At 41.5% G+C, this 16,557-nt stretch carries 12 protein-coding genes; 8 read left to right on the forward strand and 4 right to left on the reverse strand.

Going from position 1 to position 16,557, the window contains the following annotated elements:
- Positions 1-92: 92 nt before the first annotated feature.
- The 3 genes from EHQ52_RS12525 to EHQ52_RS12535 all read right to left on the reverse strand — a co-directional run bounded on the left by EHQ52_RS12525 (position 93) and on the right by EHQ52_RS12535 (position 4,298).
- Positions 93-2,066 (reverse strand): hypothetical protein, encoded by a 1,974-nt coding sequence (locus tag EHQ52_RS12525; protein ID WP_135615469.1) that lies wholly within the window; start codon positions 2,064-2,066, stop codon positions 93-95.
- 125 nt (positions 2,067-2,191) lie between these two features.
- A complete protein-coding gene (glyA, locus tag EHQ52_RS12530) occupies positions 2,192-3,439 on the reverse strand; it encodes a serine hydroxymethyltransferase (protein ID WP_135615470.1) in 1,248 nt (415 codons plus the stop codon).
- A 25-nt stretch (positions 3,440-3,464) separates the two neighbouring features.
- Complete coding sequence (locus tag EHQ52_RS12535) at positions 3,465-4,298, reverse strand: lipoate--protein ligase family protein (RefSeq protein ID WP_135615471.1); 834 nt, start codon at positions 4,296-4,298, stop codon at positions 3,465-3,467.
- Positions 4,299-4,691: 393 nt separating this feature from the next.
- Here EHQ52_RS12535 and EHQ52_RS12540 point away from each other — a divergent pair, with 393 nt between their 5' ends.
- Together EHQ52_RS12540 and EHQ52_RS12545 are read left to right on the forward strand one after the other, a co-directional pair.
- Positions 4,692-5,279: an SGNH/GDSL hydrolase family protein gene (locus tag EHQ52_RS12540; protein WP_244244859.1), complete on the forward strand. Its 588-nt coding sequence runs from the start codon at positions 4,692-4,694 to the stop codon at positions 5,277-5,279.
- On the forward strand, positions 5,276-6,070 hold the full coding sequence (locus EHQ52_RS12545) for a hypothetical protein (RefSeq protein ID WP_135615473.1): 795 nt from the start codon (positions 5,276-5,278) through the stop codon (positions 6,068-6,070). Before EHQ52_RS12540 ends, EHQ52_RS12545 begins: the two co-directional genes overlap by 4 nt.
- A 12-nt stretch (positions 6,071-6,082) precedes the next feature.
- Here EHQ52_RS12545 and EHQ52_RS12550 read toward each other — a convergent pair whose 3' ends face one another.
- Positions 6,083-6,913 (reverse strand): rhomboid family intramembrane serine protease, encoded by an 831-nt coding sequence (locus EHQ52_RS12550; protein ID WP_135615474.1) that lies wholly within the window; start codon positions 6,911-6,913, stop codon positions 6,083-6,085.
- Positions 6,914-7,010: 97 nt separating this feature from the next.
- Here EHQ52_RS12550 and EHQ52_RS12555 point away from each other — a divergent pair, with 97 nt between their 5' ends.
- The 6 genes from EHQ52_RS12555 (at position 7,011) to EHQ52_RS12580 (ending at position 16,428) form a co-directional block, all read left to right on the forward strand.
- A complete protein-coding gene (locus EHQ52_RS12555) occupies positions 7,011-7,964 on the forward strand; it encodes an MBL fold metallo-hydrolase (protein ID WP_135615475.1) in 954 nt (317 codons plus the stop codon).
- Complete coding sequence (locus EHQ52_RS12560; RefSeq protein WP_135615476.1) at positions 7,961-10,417, forward strand: penicillin-binding protein 1A; 2,457 nt, start codon at positions 7,961-7,963, stop codon at positions 10,415-10,417. Before EHQ52_RS12555 ends, EHQ52_RS12560 begins: the two co-directional genes overlap by 4 nt.
- A gap of 139 nt (positions 10,418-10,556) precedes the next feature.
- Positions 10,557-11,804: a 2-oxoglutarate dehydrogenase complex dihydrolipoyllysine-residue succinyltransferase gene (odhB, locus tag EHQ52_RS12565; protein WP_135615477.1), complete on the forward strand. Its 1,248-nt coding sequence runs from the start codon at positions 10,557-10,559 to the stop codon at positions 11,802-11,804.
- A 15-nt stretch (positions 11,805-11,819) separates the two neighbouring features.
- The gene (lpdA, locus tag EHQ52_RS12570; RefSeq protein WP_135615478.1) at positions 11,820-13,223 is read left to right on the forward strand and encodes a dihydrolipoyl dehydrogenase; all 1,404 of its coding nucleotides are present in this window, start codon (positions 11,820-11,822) and stop codon (positions 13,221-13,223) included.
- Positions 13,224-13,239: 16 nt separating this feature from the next.
- Entirely contained in the window at positions 13,240-16,017 is a 2,778-nt protein-coding gene (locus EHQ52_RS12575; protein ID WP_135615479.1) for a 2-oxoglutarate dehydrogenase E1 component, read from the forward strand.
- An 18-nt stretch (positions 16,018-16,035) separates the two neighbouring features.
- Positions 16,036-16,428, forward strand: coding sequence for a DUF6941 family protein (locus tag EHQ52_RS12580; protein WP_100708161.1), 393 nt, complete (start codon positions 16,036-16,038; stop codon positions 16,426-16,428).
- Positions 16,429-16,557 lie beyond the last annotated feature (129 nt).

The raw sequence follows: 16,557 nt of genomic DNA on the forward strand, positions 1-16,557 counted from the left end.
AAAAAGGAAATTCGTATCATGAAAACTATTTTCCTCTCGAATATAAGGATTCTTTTGAGAAGCTGGGACAGGATTAAGTGTGAATAAACCAATTACATCTTAATTTGAATAGGAACAAATCGATTTAAGATTTCCCTGACGGCCCGGTTGAGTCTGGGCTTTCCTTCCGCTTCCAGAAGGATCCAGTAAGCATAGTCTATACTAAACATATCCTTAATGTTCTTTCCGACCTTTATCCATTGCTGCTCTATTCTTTTTTTTGCTTCAATAGTTAGGTTTGGATTTTTCTGGAAATTTTCTAAATAAGAATAATATTCCGAAGTGAGAGAGGCAGGGATGGGATCTTTCCATTTTCTGCCTCTTGTGGTTCTTTCTGTTTCCCAGCGGAATTCGCCTAAGGTTTTAGTAACTACTAATGTAGCGTTCTCGGTCATAACAACAGGAAATAATAATCTACTATAATCCTGGCTGCCTGCACTTGTTTCCTGCCATAACACTCCTCTGTTTCCGCTATAAGGTAGAAGGATACAATCTGCAAAAAATTCTTTTCTATATTGATCTGTTTTACTTGGATCCGTATGAGATATCGTGGTAACTTCTCTATGGAAGATGCTCGTATCTATTTTTAAAACTCTTTCTGCATTTAATAAGATCTTATCCGGGAAAGTTAGATTAGATTCTGTTGCCCCGTAAAATTGATCTTCCGATAGAATTGGATACGCGAAATTTGGATTTAAGGAAACTCCTAAAAGTCCCATATAAAGTATATTTTCCAATTCCCAATCTAGAATATGCAGAAGATATTCTTTATTCATTATATTCTTTGCTTCTGCTTCTTGGTTCCAGCGAAGATTAGATTTTTGGACCTGATCGTAAGTTTGTCCAAAATGATTTTGGGAAGGGTTCTTTTTGCCTGCGAGTATCAGGTTTAACCAGTCAGGAAGAAGGTGAACTGAAAGTTTTACTTCCTGGTATTGGCGATCGTTTACAGAAGATTTTAAGGTGGTGATCGCAAGTTCCAGATCCTGTAATCTTTTTGCGGAAACTAAACCTTCGTCCAGAAAGAAAAAATGTATAAATAGAAGAACAGGTTTAGGGATATGTGCGGCCTGAGAACGGAATTTAATGAAACAAACTTTGTATAATCGTATTAATATTTTATAATCTTCTTGTCTATGTCTTCTGCGTATTAGGCCGGGATGTTCTTTGTATGCGGTTACAAGCCTTGTGATCTCTTCGCAAACGCCTGGGTTTAGTCCTGAATATTCTAAAATTTGGGCTAAGCTGTTTGTATATTCTTCTGGTATTGTGCCAGGATGGGCAGGGCCAGCAGGGCTTGTTTTATGAGCCTCAATCCATTCTTCACTTTTCTTTTCATCTAATTCGGGAGAAGTTTTGATCTGTAAGGTAAGATTTGTTCCTTCTTGAGAGATCAATATTGCTTCTGACTTGAGCCATTGTTTGTTCTCGTCTGGAACTAAGATAAACATTCTTTCGTATCTTGTGAGAGAGAATGTGGCTCCTACTTTTTTGGTATAGATCCTTGCGCGTATTGCTCGATTTAGGGAATTTTCGTCCAGTTCTTGTATTCCTAATAAGGCTGGAAATCTTTCCTCGGAATCTGTTTCTAAAATTGCAGTGATAAAGTTTTTAGCAGTGGCCTTATGATCTTCTATCAAATGATCTAAGGTATGCACGATCAATATATCTTTCCATGCGGGAAGATTACTCTGTTCTGCTAGGAATTGTAAAAACTCAGGAAGGAAATATTTTCGATACCAAGAAGGATCTTCTGCCAATCGTTTTAGATCCGAGTTGTCGACCTGATCCAAGAATGTATGAAAAAGATTGGTGTCCTTAGAATTGAAATGATGGAGTTGAAGTTTGGATACGATCTTAGCTCTGTATTCTAGTCCGAGAAGGTTTTGTCTGCGCAGATAACGCTGTAATAGATAAATTACGGAGAATAAAAGGACTAAAAAGATCCCTCCGCTGATAATTGGAGTCCAAGAGAACTCAGGCCAAATCAGGATAGGGTTTCCGGGATCCTGACCTAATATGAGCATGCAAAAACATTAAATAGAATTATAAACTAGTCAAGATGTTTACTTGGTTTGGAGGCGGAGAAGAGGGAAGAATTCGAGGAAGTGGATAACTTCTCCGGAAAAATCCCGGAGAAGTCTAAAAAATTTTAATCCAATCTGAAATTGGTCATCGGGAATTGTTGGGTGATCTCTTTCACACCTTGTCTAACTTTTTCCTTGGTCTTTTCGTCGTCCGGATTGTCCAAGAAATCGCAGATAAGATTTCCCACTTTTTCAATATCAGCAGGTTTGAGTCCTCTAGTAGTCAAAGCGGGAGTTCCTAAACGAATTCCGGAAGCAACCGCTGGAGGATTTTTGTCGAACGGGATCGCGTTTTTATTTACGGTAACTCCCACTTCGTCCAGTCCATCTGCTGCTTTTGCTCCAGTTAAACCTTTAACAGAAACATCAAGTAGGACCAGGTGGTTATCTGTTCCACCGCTTACTACTCTGAATCCTCTTTTTACAAAAACTTCTGCCAGAACTTTAGCGTTTGCGAGTACTGTTTCAATATACTTTTTATAATCAGGGCTTAAAGCTTCTCCGAATGCTACCGCTTTTGCCGCGATCACATGCATTAAAGGTCCACCTTGGATCCCAGGGAATACTCTTGAGTTTAATACTTTCTCATTTTCTAATTTAGAAAGAATTAATCCACCTCTTGGTCCTCTCAGAGTTTTATGGGTGGTTGTGGTAACATAGTCAAAACTATCGATTGGAGAAGGATGATATCCAGTAGCAACTAGACCGGAGATATGTGCGATATCCGCCATTAGTTTTGCGCCTACAGATTTTGCGATCTCTGCAAACTTATCAAAATCGATGGTTCTGGAATATGCAGAAGCGCCCGCGACGATCAATTTAGGTTTATGCTCTTTTGCAAGAGATGCAAGAGCATCATAATCGATTGTTTCAGTTTTAGGATCTACACCGTAAGGGATCGGTTTATAATATTTTCCGCTGATGTTTACTGGAGAACCATGAGTTAAATGTCCTCCATGAGCCAGGTTCATTCCTAAGAAAGAATCTCCTGGTTCCATGGTAGCCAAGAAGACTGCCATATTTGCTTGAGCCCCAGAGTGAGGCTGAACGTTTGCATATTCTGCTTTGAAGATCTTTTTGGCTCTTTCGATAGCCAGAGATTCAACTGCGTCAGCGTTTACACATCCATTATAATATCTTTTTCCAGGATATCCTTCCGCATATTTATTAGTAAGCGTGGAAGTATAAGCTTCCAGAACTGGTCTGGACACGAAGTTTTCGGAAGCGATCATTTCCAGGTTTTGTTCCTGTCTTTGGTCTTCTGCTTGTAAAGCTTTGAAAATTTCGGGGTCTTGTTGGGGAAGGTATTTCATTTTTTCCTCTGTGGTGCTGCGAGAATCATTCTCCCAGAATATAGCCTAGATCAGAATATTTTTCCTGGAACAGCCGATCTGCCGCCTTGCGAACGTTTCGAAAGAAGGAAGGATCCGCTTCGGTACCTAGGATTTCAACCCCCAGATAATCCGCAAATAAAAGGGAAAGGTCTTGTTTGAATTTTCCGGGCGAAAAAGAGGCGGGCAGGGCGGTCACAAATTCCTCATGTGCTCTGCCTTTTCTGTATTCCGGTTCTTCCGGAGGATGTGGTAGGAGGTCCGACACTAAGGGGATCAGTCTGGGATCCAGGATCAAGGTCCCATGTTGGACAATGCAGTTCTTCTTTCTGAACTGAGCATTGCCTGAAATCTTTTTCCATACATCTGGAGAAAGTTCTAATGCAAGATCAGACTTACCCTTACATTTTGTTTTGAGCCCTTGTTTGTTCAGAGCGGAAGATATTAGACCTAAAAATATATTATAAGAATTGGAGACTGGATATAATTCTGGTTTTGCTTCTAGAGAAACAAAAAGACTGAAGTTCAGATTCCATCCAGGTTCATGCACTACTGTTCCGCCGCCGCTTGCTCTTCTGGCTACATAAACTGGATCCGTTGCAGAAGGTTTTTTAGGAGCTTGTCTTTTTCGGAATGTCGCGAGGAAACCTTCTATATTTTCTTTTCCTGCGCTTAGTTCCGGTTTTTCAGAAAGACCCATTATGATGGATCTGGGTCCTTCCCAGAAACGAACCCCGCCGGAATATCCTCCGGATACTAGTTGGACTGCTATAGATTCTTCTAAGGCTAGATTATAATAAGGTGTCCGAATTGATTTTTGGTCTAGTATAAAAGTCCGCATATCGAGACCAGAGTATAGCTGCCTATAGTTTTCGTCCATGGGTTTTACTACGGACTGTAGTCTTTATTCATCTAATTGAACATCAGTCCTGATCTTCTTTTTAAGTTTCTCACTCAGGGAATAATTTTGAACATTTTGTGCGAATAAAAATGAACCGCGTTCCATTTGTATTATAAAAATATAATATTAAAGTTAACTTTAAGTTTTGTTGGACTATGGTCACCGTTATTCTATTTTTAAGAAAAAGGGAACATTATTCTTTCTTCTGTTGTCCTAATTTATAGAGCATTATGAAAAATGAATATAATTTATTTACAGAAGAAGTTGGGACTTCTTTCTTTCCTTTCGAAAACCAGGGGAGTTTTTAATCGGTTTTCAGTATTTGTTTTGGCCATGTCTCTTTTATTAGGGGCGTGCGTTATAGACCAAGATACAAAATCCAAAACATCTAAATTATACAAACCTAGCTTTGCCCTTTTTGGGGATAGTATCTCTGCCTTCTGGCCTGTAGAAGAACAGTTCCCTGAATTTGAGACTTATAAGAAAGCATTTCCGGGCAGAAGGACTTACGAGATCCAAGAAGCAGCTAGGAATGAAACAGGAAGATATAGATCCTGTATGTTGAACGGTGGTGTAAATGATTTCCTGGATAATCCGGAACCTAGTTGGGAAGAGGTCGATGCTACTGTGCAACGTCAACTCAAGACCTTGGAAATATTGAGCAACCATTGTGACTATATAGTAGTCTTGAACGTCTGGACTGTGCGAGTTCCTTGGCCTGTAAAGGCAGCCTCAATGATCAATTTAGAAATGAAAGAGAAGGTCACCTTCTTACCTAGAATTGATCCTGATGATCTGATCCATAGTGAAATGTTATTAGACGGAGGTCACCTCACTGAAGAAGGGTATGGAATTCTTTCCCAAAGAGTGAGAGAATATTTAAGAGCTAGTTTGCCTGAGTTTTGGTTGGAGTTCTTATGAAATACCGGTTCTTATTACTTCTGATATTCTTGAGTCCAATTGTGGAAATTTTAGGCTCAGATAAAACTGTAATCCCTTATCCTGTATGGGGACAATCAGTCGGAGTATATAATATTTTTGTAATCAGTGCGGATGCGAAAGAGTATAGAAATTCCAAAGATTATGATCGAAACCGCAATATTTCTTTGGATGGGGAACTTAAGTTAGGAGATCATTTTTCTGTTTCTGCGGGTTATGGATATGTAGACCAATATGCTACTCAGGCTACACCTTGGAGTGGTTGGGATAGATGGAAGGCAGGCCTAAAAACATTTTTTACCTTCGGGATATTTTCGATAGGAGGGGGTGTAAACGTTTACGGACCTTCTTCCTCTGAACCTTGGATAGGAGAAAGAAATCCTGATCTTCTTTTGGTTCGTCCTCATCTTGGTTTTGTTTTAGACTTTGGTAGAACTAAGTTCCAAGCATTCGGTCTATATGAAAGAGAAACTGATTCTAGATTTAGAGATCCTGTCCAAGATAAATATTATCGTTATATGGAAGCTGGAGCTACTTTGTCTTATGAAACAAATTCGAATTGGATACTTCTTCTAGAGACTACCTATCGTATGGCAGTGGAAGACACAATCCCAGCTCCTCGTTCTGATTCATTTAATCTTCATCCTGGGGTTCAGTATAAGATTGGAGAAGGAGGAAGAGTTTTCTTCAGCGGTTTGTACGGGATGAGAAAAGATAATACTTATGATCAGGGATTTAAACTAGGTTATCAGCAGATGTTTTCTTTCGAGTGACCTCTGCCGAAATTAATCCTCTACCTTATAATACTTGCTCGAAGCTTCTTTCAGGAATTTTTTCTCTTTTTTGTTCAGAGAGTTCATTCCTTCCTTTGAGATTTTTTCTAAGAGACGATCTACTTCTTCTTTTGCTTCTTCTCTGGTTTTCATCTCTTCTTGCCAGCGGACCATTTTTCTTTTTTGTCTCCATCTGGAAAAAGAGAAGCTTGGAAAATTGATCCTGAATTTATAGCGAAGTTTTGTATAATAAAGGTAGGATAAAAATCCTCCGATTGCGCCGCCCACAGTGATCCCGAAATTATAATTTCCTCGGATCATTTCTCCGTAAAAATCCAAAATGAAAAGTAAAGGGATGATTAACTTTACTTTGATTGGCATTACTCCCCAGAAATTTAATTCTCGGTTTGGCCAATTTACGAGACATACTGCAAGTAGTCCCCAGATTCCTCCGTTAGCTCCCACTGCCTCCGGTCCCGCCCAGCCCAAGCTCCAGAAAATTAATCCTCCGATCGCTCCGGTGAAGGTAAAAAAGAAATAATTTTTAAGAAATGGTTTTGTTTCCCATTGTTTCTCCAGCACAGACCCTATAAAATAAAGATAGAGCATATTGAAGATGAGATGGGGAAGATAATTCGGGCTATGTAAGAATGAATATGTGAAAAGTTGCCAGAAATAATAGAACTTGGTGATTAGGATCGCATTTAAACCGAAAATCGGAGTAATAAAATCGAAACCCGAATAGAATAAGATTAATTGGAGTAAATTGATTACGATGCTGGTCGCCATCAAGAAGGCGATTCCCTGAGGGGTCCTTGTTCCAAAAATTCTTTCTAAGCCCATTGCCTCCCTAGTTTTCTTTTTTCCTTTCGAACGACAACCTAAATCTGGATTTTGTTTCCTTTGACAGTTTTAGGGAAATATAGTAAATGTTCCTAAGATGGAAATCTTCTTGTACGGAGTCCGGGGCTCTATTCCTGCCCCCTTATCAAACGAGGAATACAGGGAGAAAGTAATTTCCATATTGAGACTTGTCGCTAAGTCGGAGGGAAAAGCTTTCTCTTCTCCCGAAGAATGGTTCGACGGATTGCCTGAACCTCTGAATTATGTGGTCGGCGGAAATACCACCTGCGTTCGTATCATTGGTTCTTCCGGTGTTGAGCTGGTTGTGGATCTAGGAACTGGCGCAAGAGTCCTAGGAGAGGACTTAGTCCGAGAAAAATTCGGACAAGGAAAGGGAGAAGCTTCCGTATTTTTTACTCATACTCACTGGGACCATATTCATGGAATCCCGTTTTTCAAACCGCTATACATTCCTGGAAATAAGTTTACCTTCTATTCCCCATTGGAAGATCTTCCGGAGAGATTAAAATACCAACAAGAGCCCAGATTTTTCCCAATCCATTTTGATCATTTTGGTTCAGAAAGAAATTTCCATAGGCTCCAAAAGGAAGAAGTCCTGGAAATCGGTGGTATAAAAATTGAATGGCTGGCTCTCAAACATCCCGGAGGCTCCATCGCTTATAAATTCACCGAAAATGGGAAAAGTTTTATTTTTGCTACCGACGCTGAGTATAATGGGGAGGATTTTCCGTTGATCCAGGAGCAAAAACCATTCTTTAAAGGTGCAGATCTTTTGGTTTTGGACGCTCAATACACACTGGATGAATCCTTCCAAAAATTCGATTGGGGCCATACTGCTTATACTATGGCAGTCAATTGTGCTTCTTCCTGGGAGGTCAAAAAACTGGCTTTGACCCACCACGAGCCCGCCTATTCTGATGAAATTTTAGCCATCATCTTGGATGACGCCAGAACCCATGCTGAAAATCTTGGAGCTAAGGACCTATCCATTGTACTGGCTAGAGAAGGAATGAAATTCAAACTCGTATGAATCTATTTAGCGAAGGAATTCACAGAGCTACAAAAACACTTTTGGTCTTCGCCTTATTGGGCGGTCTATTTTTCGGATACATTATTGCGGAAGTGGACGAGGGGGGAGAGCTTGCAATTCTTGCTTCTTACCAGCCTACCACTCCAACTCGGCTGTATGATATCAATGGTGTGGTGTATGCAGAGTTGTATCGCCATAAGCAGCAACTTCTAAAATACCAAGATATTCCTCCTCATGTGGTCCAAGCATTCCTTTCGGTAGAAGATAATAACTTTTTCAATCACTTCGGGATAGATTTCTCTGCAATCCTTCGCGCGGCAGCAGTCAACGTTATCTCAGGCAGGATTAAACAAGGTGGATCCACTCTTACTCAACAGCTTGCTAAAACAGTTTTGAATAATAGGAAAAAATCTTTTATTCGTAAATTCGTAGAAGCTCTGTTTACTCTTCAGATAGAACAGGAATATTCTAAAGAAGAAATATTAGAAATTTATTTTAACTTAATATACTTAGGACATGGAACCACAGGTCTTGCTTCTGCAGCAGATGTATATTTCCATAAGGATGTTTCAGATCTGGATGTAGCAGAGGCTGCACTTCTTGCAAGACTTCCTAAAGCTCCTGTAGATTATTCTCCTTATAAAAATCCGGCGGCTTCTAAAAGAGCTCATATAGAAGTTCTTAAACTTATGGCTTCCCAGGGATTTGTTCCGAGTGATAAGGTGCAGAGCATCCATGACGAATTCTGGGAAAAATACTGGCCGATCGTAATCACTCAATCTCCTTCTCAATCTACTTGGGGAACCAAGCTGAATAGAGCTCCCCATTTTACTGAGTTCGTAAGACAGAGATTATTAAAGGAATTGGGAGAAGATAGGATCTATAGCGGTGGTCTCAAAATTTACACCACTCTGGATATCCGCAAGCAGGAGATCGCTCAGGACGAACTTCGTAAGGCTCTCAAAAAACACGATGACCTGGTTTCAGGCGTAACCGTAAATTATGCGGGTGGTGCGGACAGAGGTCTTGTTGGTCTTTATAATTTTATTGGTTCCTTATTCCCTGTGGCTCCTCCTTTTGTGAGCCGTTTAGATGATAAGGCTAACTTCAGAGTGGCTCTCGAAAAAGAACTTATTGATTCAGCGGATGTTCTCAGTTTACTTCTTCCTGCGGATAATGAGTCTGCTGCATTCACTGAATTCCAAAAAAGAAGTGCTGTATTTGGCAAAAATCTTCACGTAGAAGGTGCTGCTATCACAATAGATCATACCAACGGCTATATAGAAACTATGGTCGGAGGTTATGAATTCACTCCTAAAAACCAATTCAATCGCGCGGTCCAGGCAAGAAGGCAGACTGGATCTTCTTTTAAACCTTTTGTGTATGGTGCTGCGATCTCTGAGCGTATCGTAGGTTCCGGAACTGGGATCATGGACGCACCTTTGACCACGCTTACGGAAGAAGGAGAAGGTTGGTCTCCTCAGGATTTTGATGGGGACTTCCAGGGTATGGTTCCTCTTTCCAGAGCACTTTCCATGTCATTAAACATCGTTTCTGTGCAGGTGTTCCTACGCACTGGCGCGGATGCAGTTATAGATTTTGCTTCTCGCTTAACAAAAGCTGATAAGAGTAGATTTATGCCAAGCCCTGCGCTTGCATTGGGAATTGCTGAACTTTCTCCTTACGAAATGGCAGTGGGATATTCTATCATCGCAAATAAGGGAAGAAATGTGATCCCACTTTCTGTTCGATATGTGATCGATCAGTCAGGAAATGTAATTTATAATGAAGAAGTAAAAGTCAGAGAAGAATTGGATAAAGAAGCAGAGGATGGTTCTATTCAGATCATCAGCGAAGGTACTGCTTATATTCTTCGTAAAATGTTGACTATGGTCGCGATGGGAGGAACCGCAGCAAACGGACTCCATTCTCCTGACCAAGGAAATTATAGAGGGGTCGCTGCTGGAAAAACAGGATCCACTTCTTCTTTTACAAATGCTTGGTACTGTGGATTCGATCCTAAATTGACTACAGTCATTTGGCTTGGGTTCGATAAGAGTTCTATCTCACTTGGAAGAGGTCAGGCTGCGGGAGTTCTTGCAGTTCCTATTTGGGGAAAAATGTACCGTCGTTTCTATAACGGCGATAATTATCCGACTTTCGAGGATGAGCACGGTATGGATCCGCAGCCGGACGAGGTGCAAGGTGGAGGAACCTGTGCGTATAATGGATTGTCTCCTAAGCCAGGAGTATGTCCTGTTACCCAGAACCTGACCTTAAAACCGATTACTGTGGCTGGTGTGACAAAATCTGTCCAAGCAAACCGCCAATGTGATGGAGACAGAGACCATCATAAGTCAATAGATTTCAGAGAATTCCTGCAATTGGAATACCAGATCAGCGACGAAGAGATCGGAAAAACGGATCGCAAATTTAAACCGCAAGCGGACTAAAAATCCTAGTTCCGCACGCGAAAATTCGTCCAAAACACCGTTTTGACAAGAACGACTTTACAGAATTTTTCCGCTTTCCGAAAGTGAAATGGAGGCGGTCCCGGAACGGGACGTATACACCGACCTCCGTAGGATCAAGATGTCGATAGAGATCAAGGTTCCCGAAATGGGCGAGTCCATTACGGAAGCAACAATAGCAAACTGGGTAAAAAAAGAAGGCGAACGAGTAGAACAGGATGAGGTCCTGGTGGAATTGGAAACCGACAAGGTGACCATGGAGGTGCCAGCCCCCTCAGCGGGAGTTCTCCAAAAGATTAACAAGAAACCGGGGGAGACGGTCAAGATCAAAGAAGTGATCGGAATCATTGACCCTTCTGCCTCTGCAAAAAGCACTCCTACTCCAAGCACTCCTTCCACAACAAATACAGCACCAACTAACACGACTAACGCAGCGCAGAACGATACACTTCCTCCTGCAGTTCGTAAATTGATAGATGATAACGGATTAAATCCTGCTTCTATCTCTGGCTCCGGTAAGAACGGACAGATCACCAAAGAAGACGTGTTAAACGCAATTGCAAATAAACAGTCAGCACCTGCTGCTGCGGTTTCTGCGGCGCCGGCAGCTAAGTCTGCTCCTTCTCCTGAAATTCCTAAAGCGGTTCCTGCTGCTTCTCGTAGTAATCTTCCGAGAGAAAATGTAGTTCCGATGACTAAACTTCGCCAAACAATTGCGAATCGTTTAGTTGCGGCTCAACATAACGCAGCCCTACTCACTACTTTTAACGAAGTGGATATGAGTGCTGTGATGGATCTTCGCTCTAAATACAAGGACAAGTTTAAAGACACACATAGTATCAATTTAGGATTTATGAGTTTCTTTACTAAAGCAGTGATCGGAGCCTTAAAATTTGTTCCTGCAATCAACGCAGAAATTCGCGGTACGGATCTAGTTTATAAAAACTACTTCGATATCGGTGTTGCTGTTGGAGGTCCAAAAGGTCTTGTAGTTCCGATTGTTCGTGACGCAGATCTTTTGAGTTTCGCTCAGGTGGAATCTGAGATCGCTCGCCTCGCCAATAAGGTGAAGGACGGAAAAATTGATCTATCCGATATGGAAGGTGGAACATTCACCATCTCCAACGGAGGGATTTACGGTTCCATGATGTCTACTCCTATCCTGAACCCACCTCAAAGTGGAATTTTAGGACTTCATAATATTGTAAAACGCGCAGTAGTGGTGAATGATCAGATCGTGATCCGACCTATGATGTATGTTGCTCTTTCTTATGACCATAGGGTTGTGGATGGAAAGGAAGCGGTAACCTTCCTCGTAAAAGTAAAAGAAGCGATCGAAGATCCAACACGCCTTCTTTTAGAAGTCTAAGGAATAGAAGGAATCATGGCGGAACAATACGACGTACTCGTGATCGGATCGGGACCCGGAGGTTATGTGGGCGCGATCCGAGCGGCCCAACTCGGGTTCAAAACCGGGATCATCGAAAAAAGAAAAACCTTGGGAGGAACCTGCTTGAACGTAGGTTGTATCCCTTCTAAGGCACTTTTGGATTCTTCTGAAGAATATCATAAAGTTTTACATAAGACTGATATCCATGGGATCGGAGTTGGCAAAGTTACTCTTGATCTAAACAAACTCATGGAACGCAAGAACACTATCGTTAAGGAAGTCACAGATGGTGTAGACTACTTGATGAAAAAGAACAAGATCACTCGTTATGAGGGTTTTGGAAAATTGCTCGGCGGTGGCCAGGTAGAAGTTGCTCTCGCTGATGGCAAAAAAGAAGTCTTAAGCGCAAAACATATCGTTCTGGCGACAGGATCTGTTCCTATAGATATCCCAGGTTTACCTGTGGATGGAAAATCTATCATCACTTCTGACCATGCAATCGATCTAAAAGCAGTTCCTAAAAAGCTGGTGGTGATTGGTGCAGGAGTTATCGGCTTGGAGCTCGGTTCTGTATGGGGAAGACTCGGAGCAGAAGTCACAGTGGTGGAACTACTACCAGGACTTCTCCCTACAGTAGACAGATCTTTCGGTAGTTTACTGCAAAGAAGTCTAGAGTCCCAAGGTTTTAATTTCTTATTCGAACATAAGGTATTAGGAGCGACTGCTTCTAAATCAGGTGCTAAAGTAAAGATTGCTGCACCCGATGGAAAAGAATCTGAACTGGATGCGGACGTAGTACTCGTAGCAGTCGGCCGCAAACCATTTATCGATGGGATCGGATTAGAAGAGACAGGAGTCCAATTAACGGAAAGAAAAAGGATCAAAGTAGATTCTCATTTCCAAACTAGCGCAGCCGGTATCTATGCAATCGGTGATGTAATCGACGGACCAATGCTTGCTCATAAAGCGGAAGAAGAAGGTGTTGCACTTGCTGAATTACTCGCAGGTCAATCCGGACACGTTAATTACGCTGCGGTTCCAAGCATTATCTATACCTGGCCTGAAATGGCTTGGGTTGGAAAAGGTGAAGAAGAACTTAAAGCTGCCGGTGTAGAATACAAAGTTGGTAAGTCATTATTCAAGCCTAATGCAAGAGCTAAGGCTATGAACGAAGCGGAAGGCCAAGTCAAAATTTTAGCAGATAAAAAAACGGATAAGGTATTGGGAGCGTTTGTGTTCGGGCCTAGAGCTTCGGATATGATCGCTGAACTTGCGGTTGCAGTAGAGTTCGGTGCTTCTTCGGAAGATATAGCACGTTCTTTCCACGCACATCCTACATTGTCCGAAGTCGTAAAAGAGGCCGCTATGGCCGTAGACAAGTGGGCAATTCACGCTTAGTGGGGGAGATCCGATCATGAAAATCGAACAATTGATGGCATTATACGGAGAGAACGGGGCATTACTCGAAGAACTTTACGAAAAGTTTAAGAAGGATCCGAACTCTTTGGACAAAGAATGGTCCCTGTTCTTTCAAGAAGTAGAGACTAACGGAGTATATCCTCAGAACGGATCCAACGGAAACGGGAATGGCAACGGAAAATCAGCTGTTGCTACTTCTTTTACCGATGCTCAGGCAGGATCCATCAGAGAGATGGGGATTATCAACCTGTTAAACGCGTATCGTAGACAGGGACACTTAGCTGCTAATGTAGATCCTCTTGGAATTTCTCAACCGAATAGAAAGTTTATCGAATCCAAATTGAGCAATCTAACTGCTGCGGATTTGGATACGGTAGTCGACACACAGAATCCTTCTCTGGGTCGTGCAAAACTGAAAGATGTTGTAGCTTGGTTTGAAAAAGCATATTGCAGCACTGTAGGTTACGAGCAATATTATCTAGTAAACGACGAAGAAAGAGAATGGCTCCAACATCAGATTGAGTCAGCTGAATATCATGCGCCTCTTCCTAAAAGTACACGTTTAAGACTGTTTGAAAAATTATTCCAAGCGGATCATTTAGAGACATTCCTCGCTAAAAAGTACGTAGGTAAAAAACGTTTCTCCTTAGAAGGAGGAGAAAGTATGATCCCTATGCTGGATACCATTGTCGAAGAAGCCGGACGTTTCAAAATGGACGGACTCGTGATCGGTATGGCGCATAGAGGACGTTTAAACGTACTTGTAAACGTGATCGAAAAACCTGCTTCTTTAGTATTTGCCGAATTCGAAGAGAAGGCAGATGCAAAAGCTCAAAATTATGCGGACGTTAAGTATCACTTAGGATATTCCAATAGCAAAATGACTTCGAGCGGAAAAGAAGTTAAACTTTCTCTTGCGTTCAACCCAAGTCACTTGGAAGCAGTGAACCCAGTTGTTACTGGATCTGTCCGTGCCCGCCAAGAACAATATGGTGATGCTGATCGTTCTAAATTTATGCCGATCACCATCCACGGAGATGCTGCGTTTGCAGGCCAGGGAGTTGTGGCAGAAACCATCAACTTAATGAACCTGGACGGTTATACAACTGGTGGAACTTTCCATATTGTGATCAATAACCAGATCGGATTTACAACTTTACCGAATGAATCCAGATCCACGTTATACGCAACTGATCTTGCAAAAGGTTATCAAATCCCAATCGTTCACGTAAATGGGGACGATCCAGAAGCAGTATACCGAGTGACTAAACTCGGAATGGAATACCGCCAAAAGTTCAAAAAAGACTTTATCATAGATTTGATCTGTTACCGCAGATTAGGTCATAATGAAATGGATGAGCCTGCATTCACTCAGCCTAAGATGTATTCCATCATCAAAAATCATCTTCCTACCGCTCAATTATATGAGAAAAAGTTGATAAATGATGGAGATGTAACTGGCGAAGAGTTAGATTTCATTAAGAACGGTTCCGCTCAAGGTTTAGAGGATTCTTTCCAAAGAGCAAAAGAACAAGATATCAAAATGAAAGTGGATACTATGCAGGGTGTTTGGGCGAAATATTCCAAAGAACCTCTGGATAGCGGCACTGCTACTTCTCTACTCGCTGAACAAATCGATCGTATCGTTAAAGCGATCACGACAGTTCCAGATGGTTTCACTCCAAATCCCAAATTAGTAAAACTTCTGCAAAGCCGTAAGGAAATGGCAGAAGGAAAAGCTTCTTTAGATTATGGAATGGCAGAGGCACTTTCATTCGGTTCGATTTTGGAGAACGGATTTAGAGTTCGTCTTTCCGGTCAGGACAGCCAACGTGGAACATTCTCCCATAGACATGCGGTTCTTGTGGATATCAACTCAGGAGCGAAATACATAGGTCTAAATCATATCTCTGAAAAACAAGCTAGGGCTGAAGTTGTGAACTCTTCCTTATCTGAGTTTTCAGTTTTAGGTTTTGAATACGGCTATTCTCTTTCTGATCCGAGTGCACTCGTACTTTGGGAAGCTCAGTTCGGTGACTTTGCAAATAATACACAGGTGATCTTTGACCAATTCCTTTCCAGTTCGGAAGTGAAATGGCAAAGGATGTCCGGTCTTGTGATACTTCTTCCACACGGATATGAAGGACAAGGACCGGAACATAGCTCCGGTAGGATTGAAAGATTCCTGCAACTATGTGCGGACAATAATATGCAAGTGGCGAATTGTACGAATGCCGCTCAGTATTTCCATTTGCTTCGTAGACAGATACTGCGCAATTTCCGCAAACCTCTGATCATCTTCACTCCTAAATCTTTATTACGTTTCCCAGAGGCACTTTCTCCTATAGACGACCTATTAAAAGGTGCGTTTAGAGAAGTTCTTCCTGATCAAGCTGAGATCAAAGCGGATAAAGTGGAGAAGGTAGTATTCAGCTTCGGAAAAGTGTATTATGATCTTCTAAAATATAGAGAAGAGAATAAGATACAGAACACAGCGCTTATCCGAGTTGAACAGGTATATCCTTTTCCTGCAAAAGAAATCCAAGAAGTACTTAAAACTTACAAAAATGCTAAAACTTTTGTTTGGTGCCAAGAAGAGCCTAAAAACCAAGGCGCTTGGACATTTGTAAGAGAGAGATTCGAAGATCTTCTTCCAAGCGGAACAAAACTCATATACGCAGGAAGAAAAGAATCTGCGAGCCCTGCTGCAGGACATATGAAAGTCCATACAAAAGAGCAGGAACAACTAGTTTCAGACGCCTACTCGGTCTGATCTTAGGTGTCGAATAACGTGGGAGAACCCGTCCTATTAGCATTAGTGTTTGCGGATCGGGTTATCTCGGAAGACAACGGGAAAAAAGGTATCATTGGGACTTTTACTAAGTTCTTTACCGGTCAATTTCCCGTAGTCTTTCCTCCTTGGGGAATATATGTGTGTGTCACAAATCTTTCCCCAGGAGACCATGAATTTTCTCTAGAACTTGAACATGCAGATTCTGGCGAAAAAGTAATAGGGGTCGGAGGGAATATCCGAGTTAATAACGGCTCTGAACCTGTTGAAATTGGTATCCCAATCCCACACGCGGTTTTTCCAAAAGAAGGAAGGTATATTCTGCTTTTTAAAGTAGGGGCCGAAATTGTAGGAAGCCGCCCTCTCTGGGTTGATAAATTAAATCCCGCTTAATTTAATCTTTTAGAAAATCCTTCGCTTTCTTGTACGAACGGATAATAATTTTTTTCCAATATTAATCTTTTGAAATCCGCTTGCTTTGGAAATTTTTTCCAAGTATTCTACCTGTCTCTAATATATGAA

Origin of the sequence: Leptospira koniambonensis (assembly GCF_004769555.1) — a bacterium.
Lineage (GTDB): Bacteria > Spirochaetota > Leptospiria > Leptospirales > Leptospiraceae > Leptospira_B > Leptospira_B koniambonensis.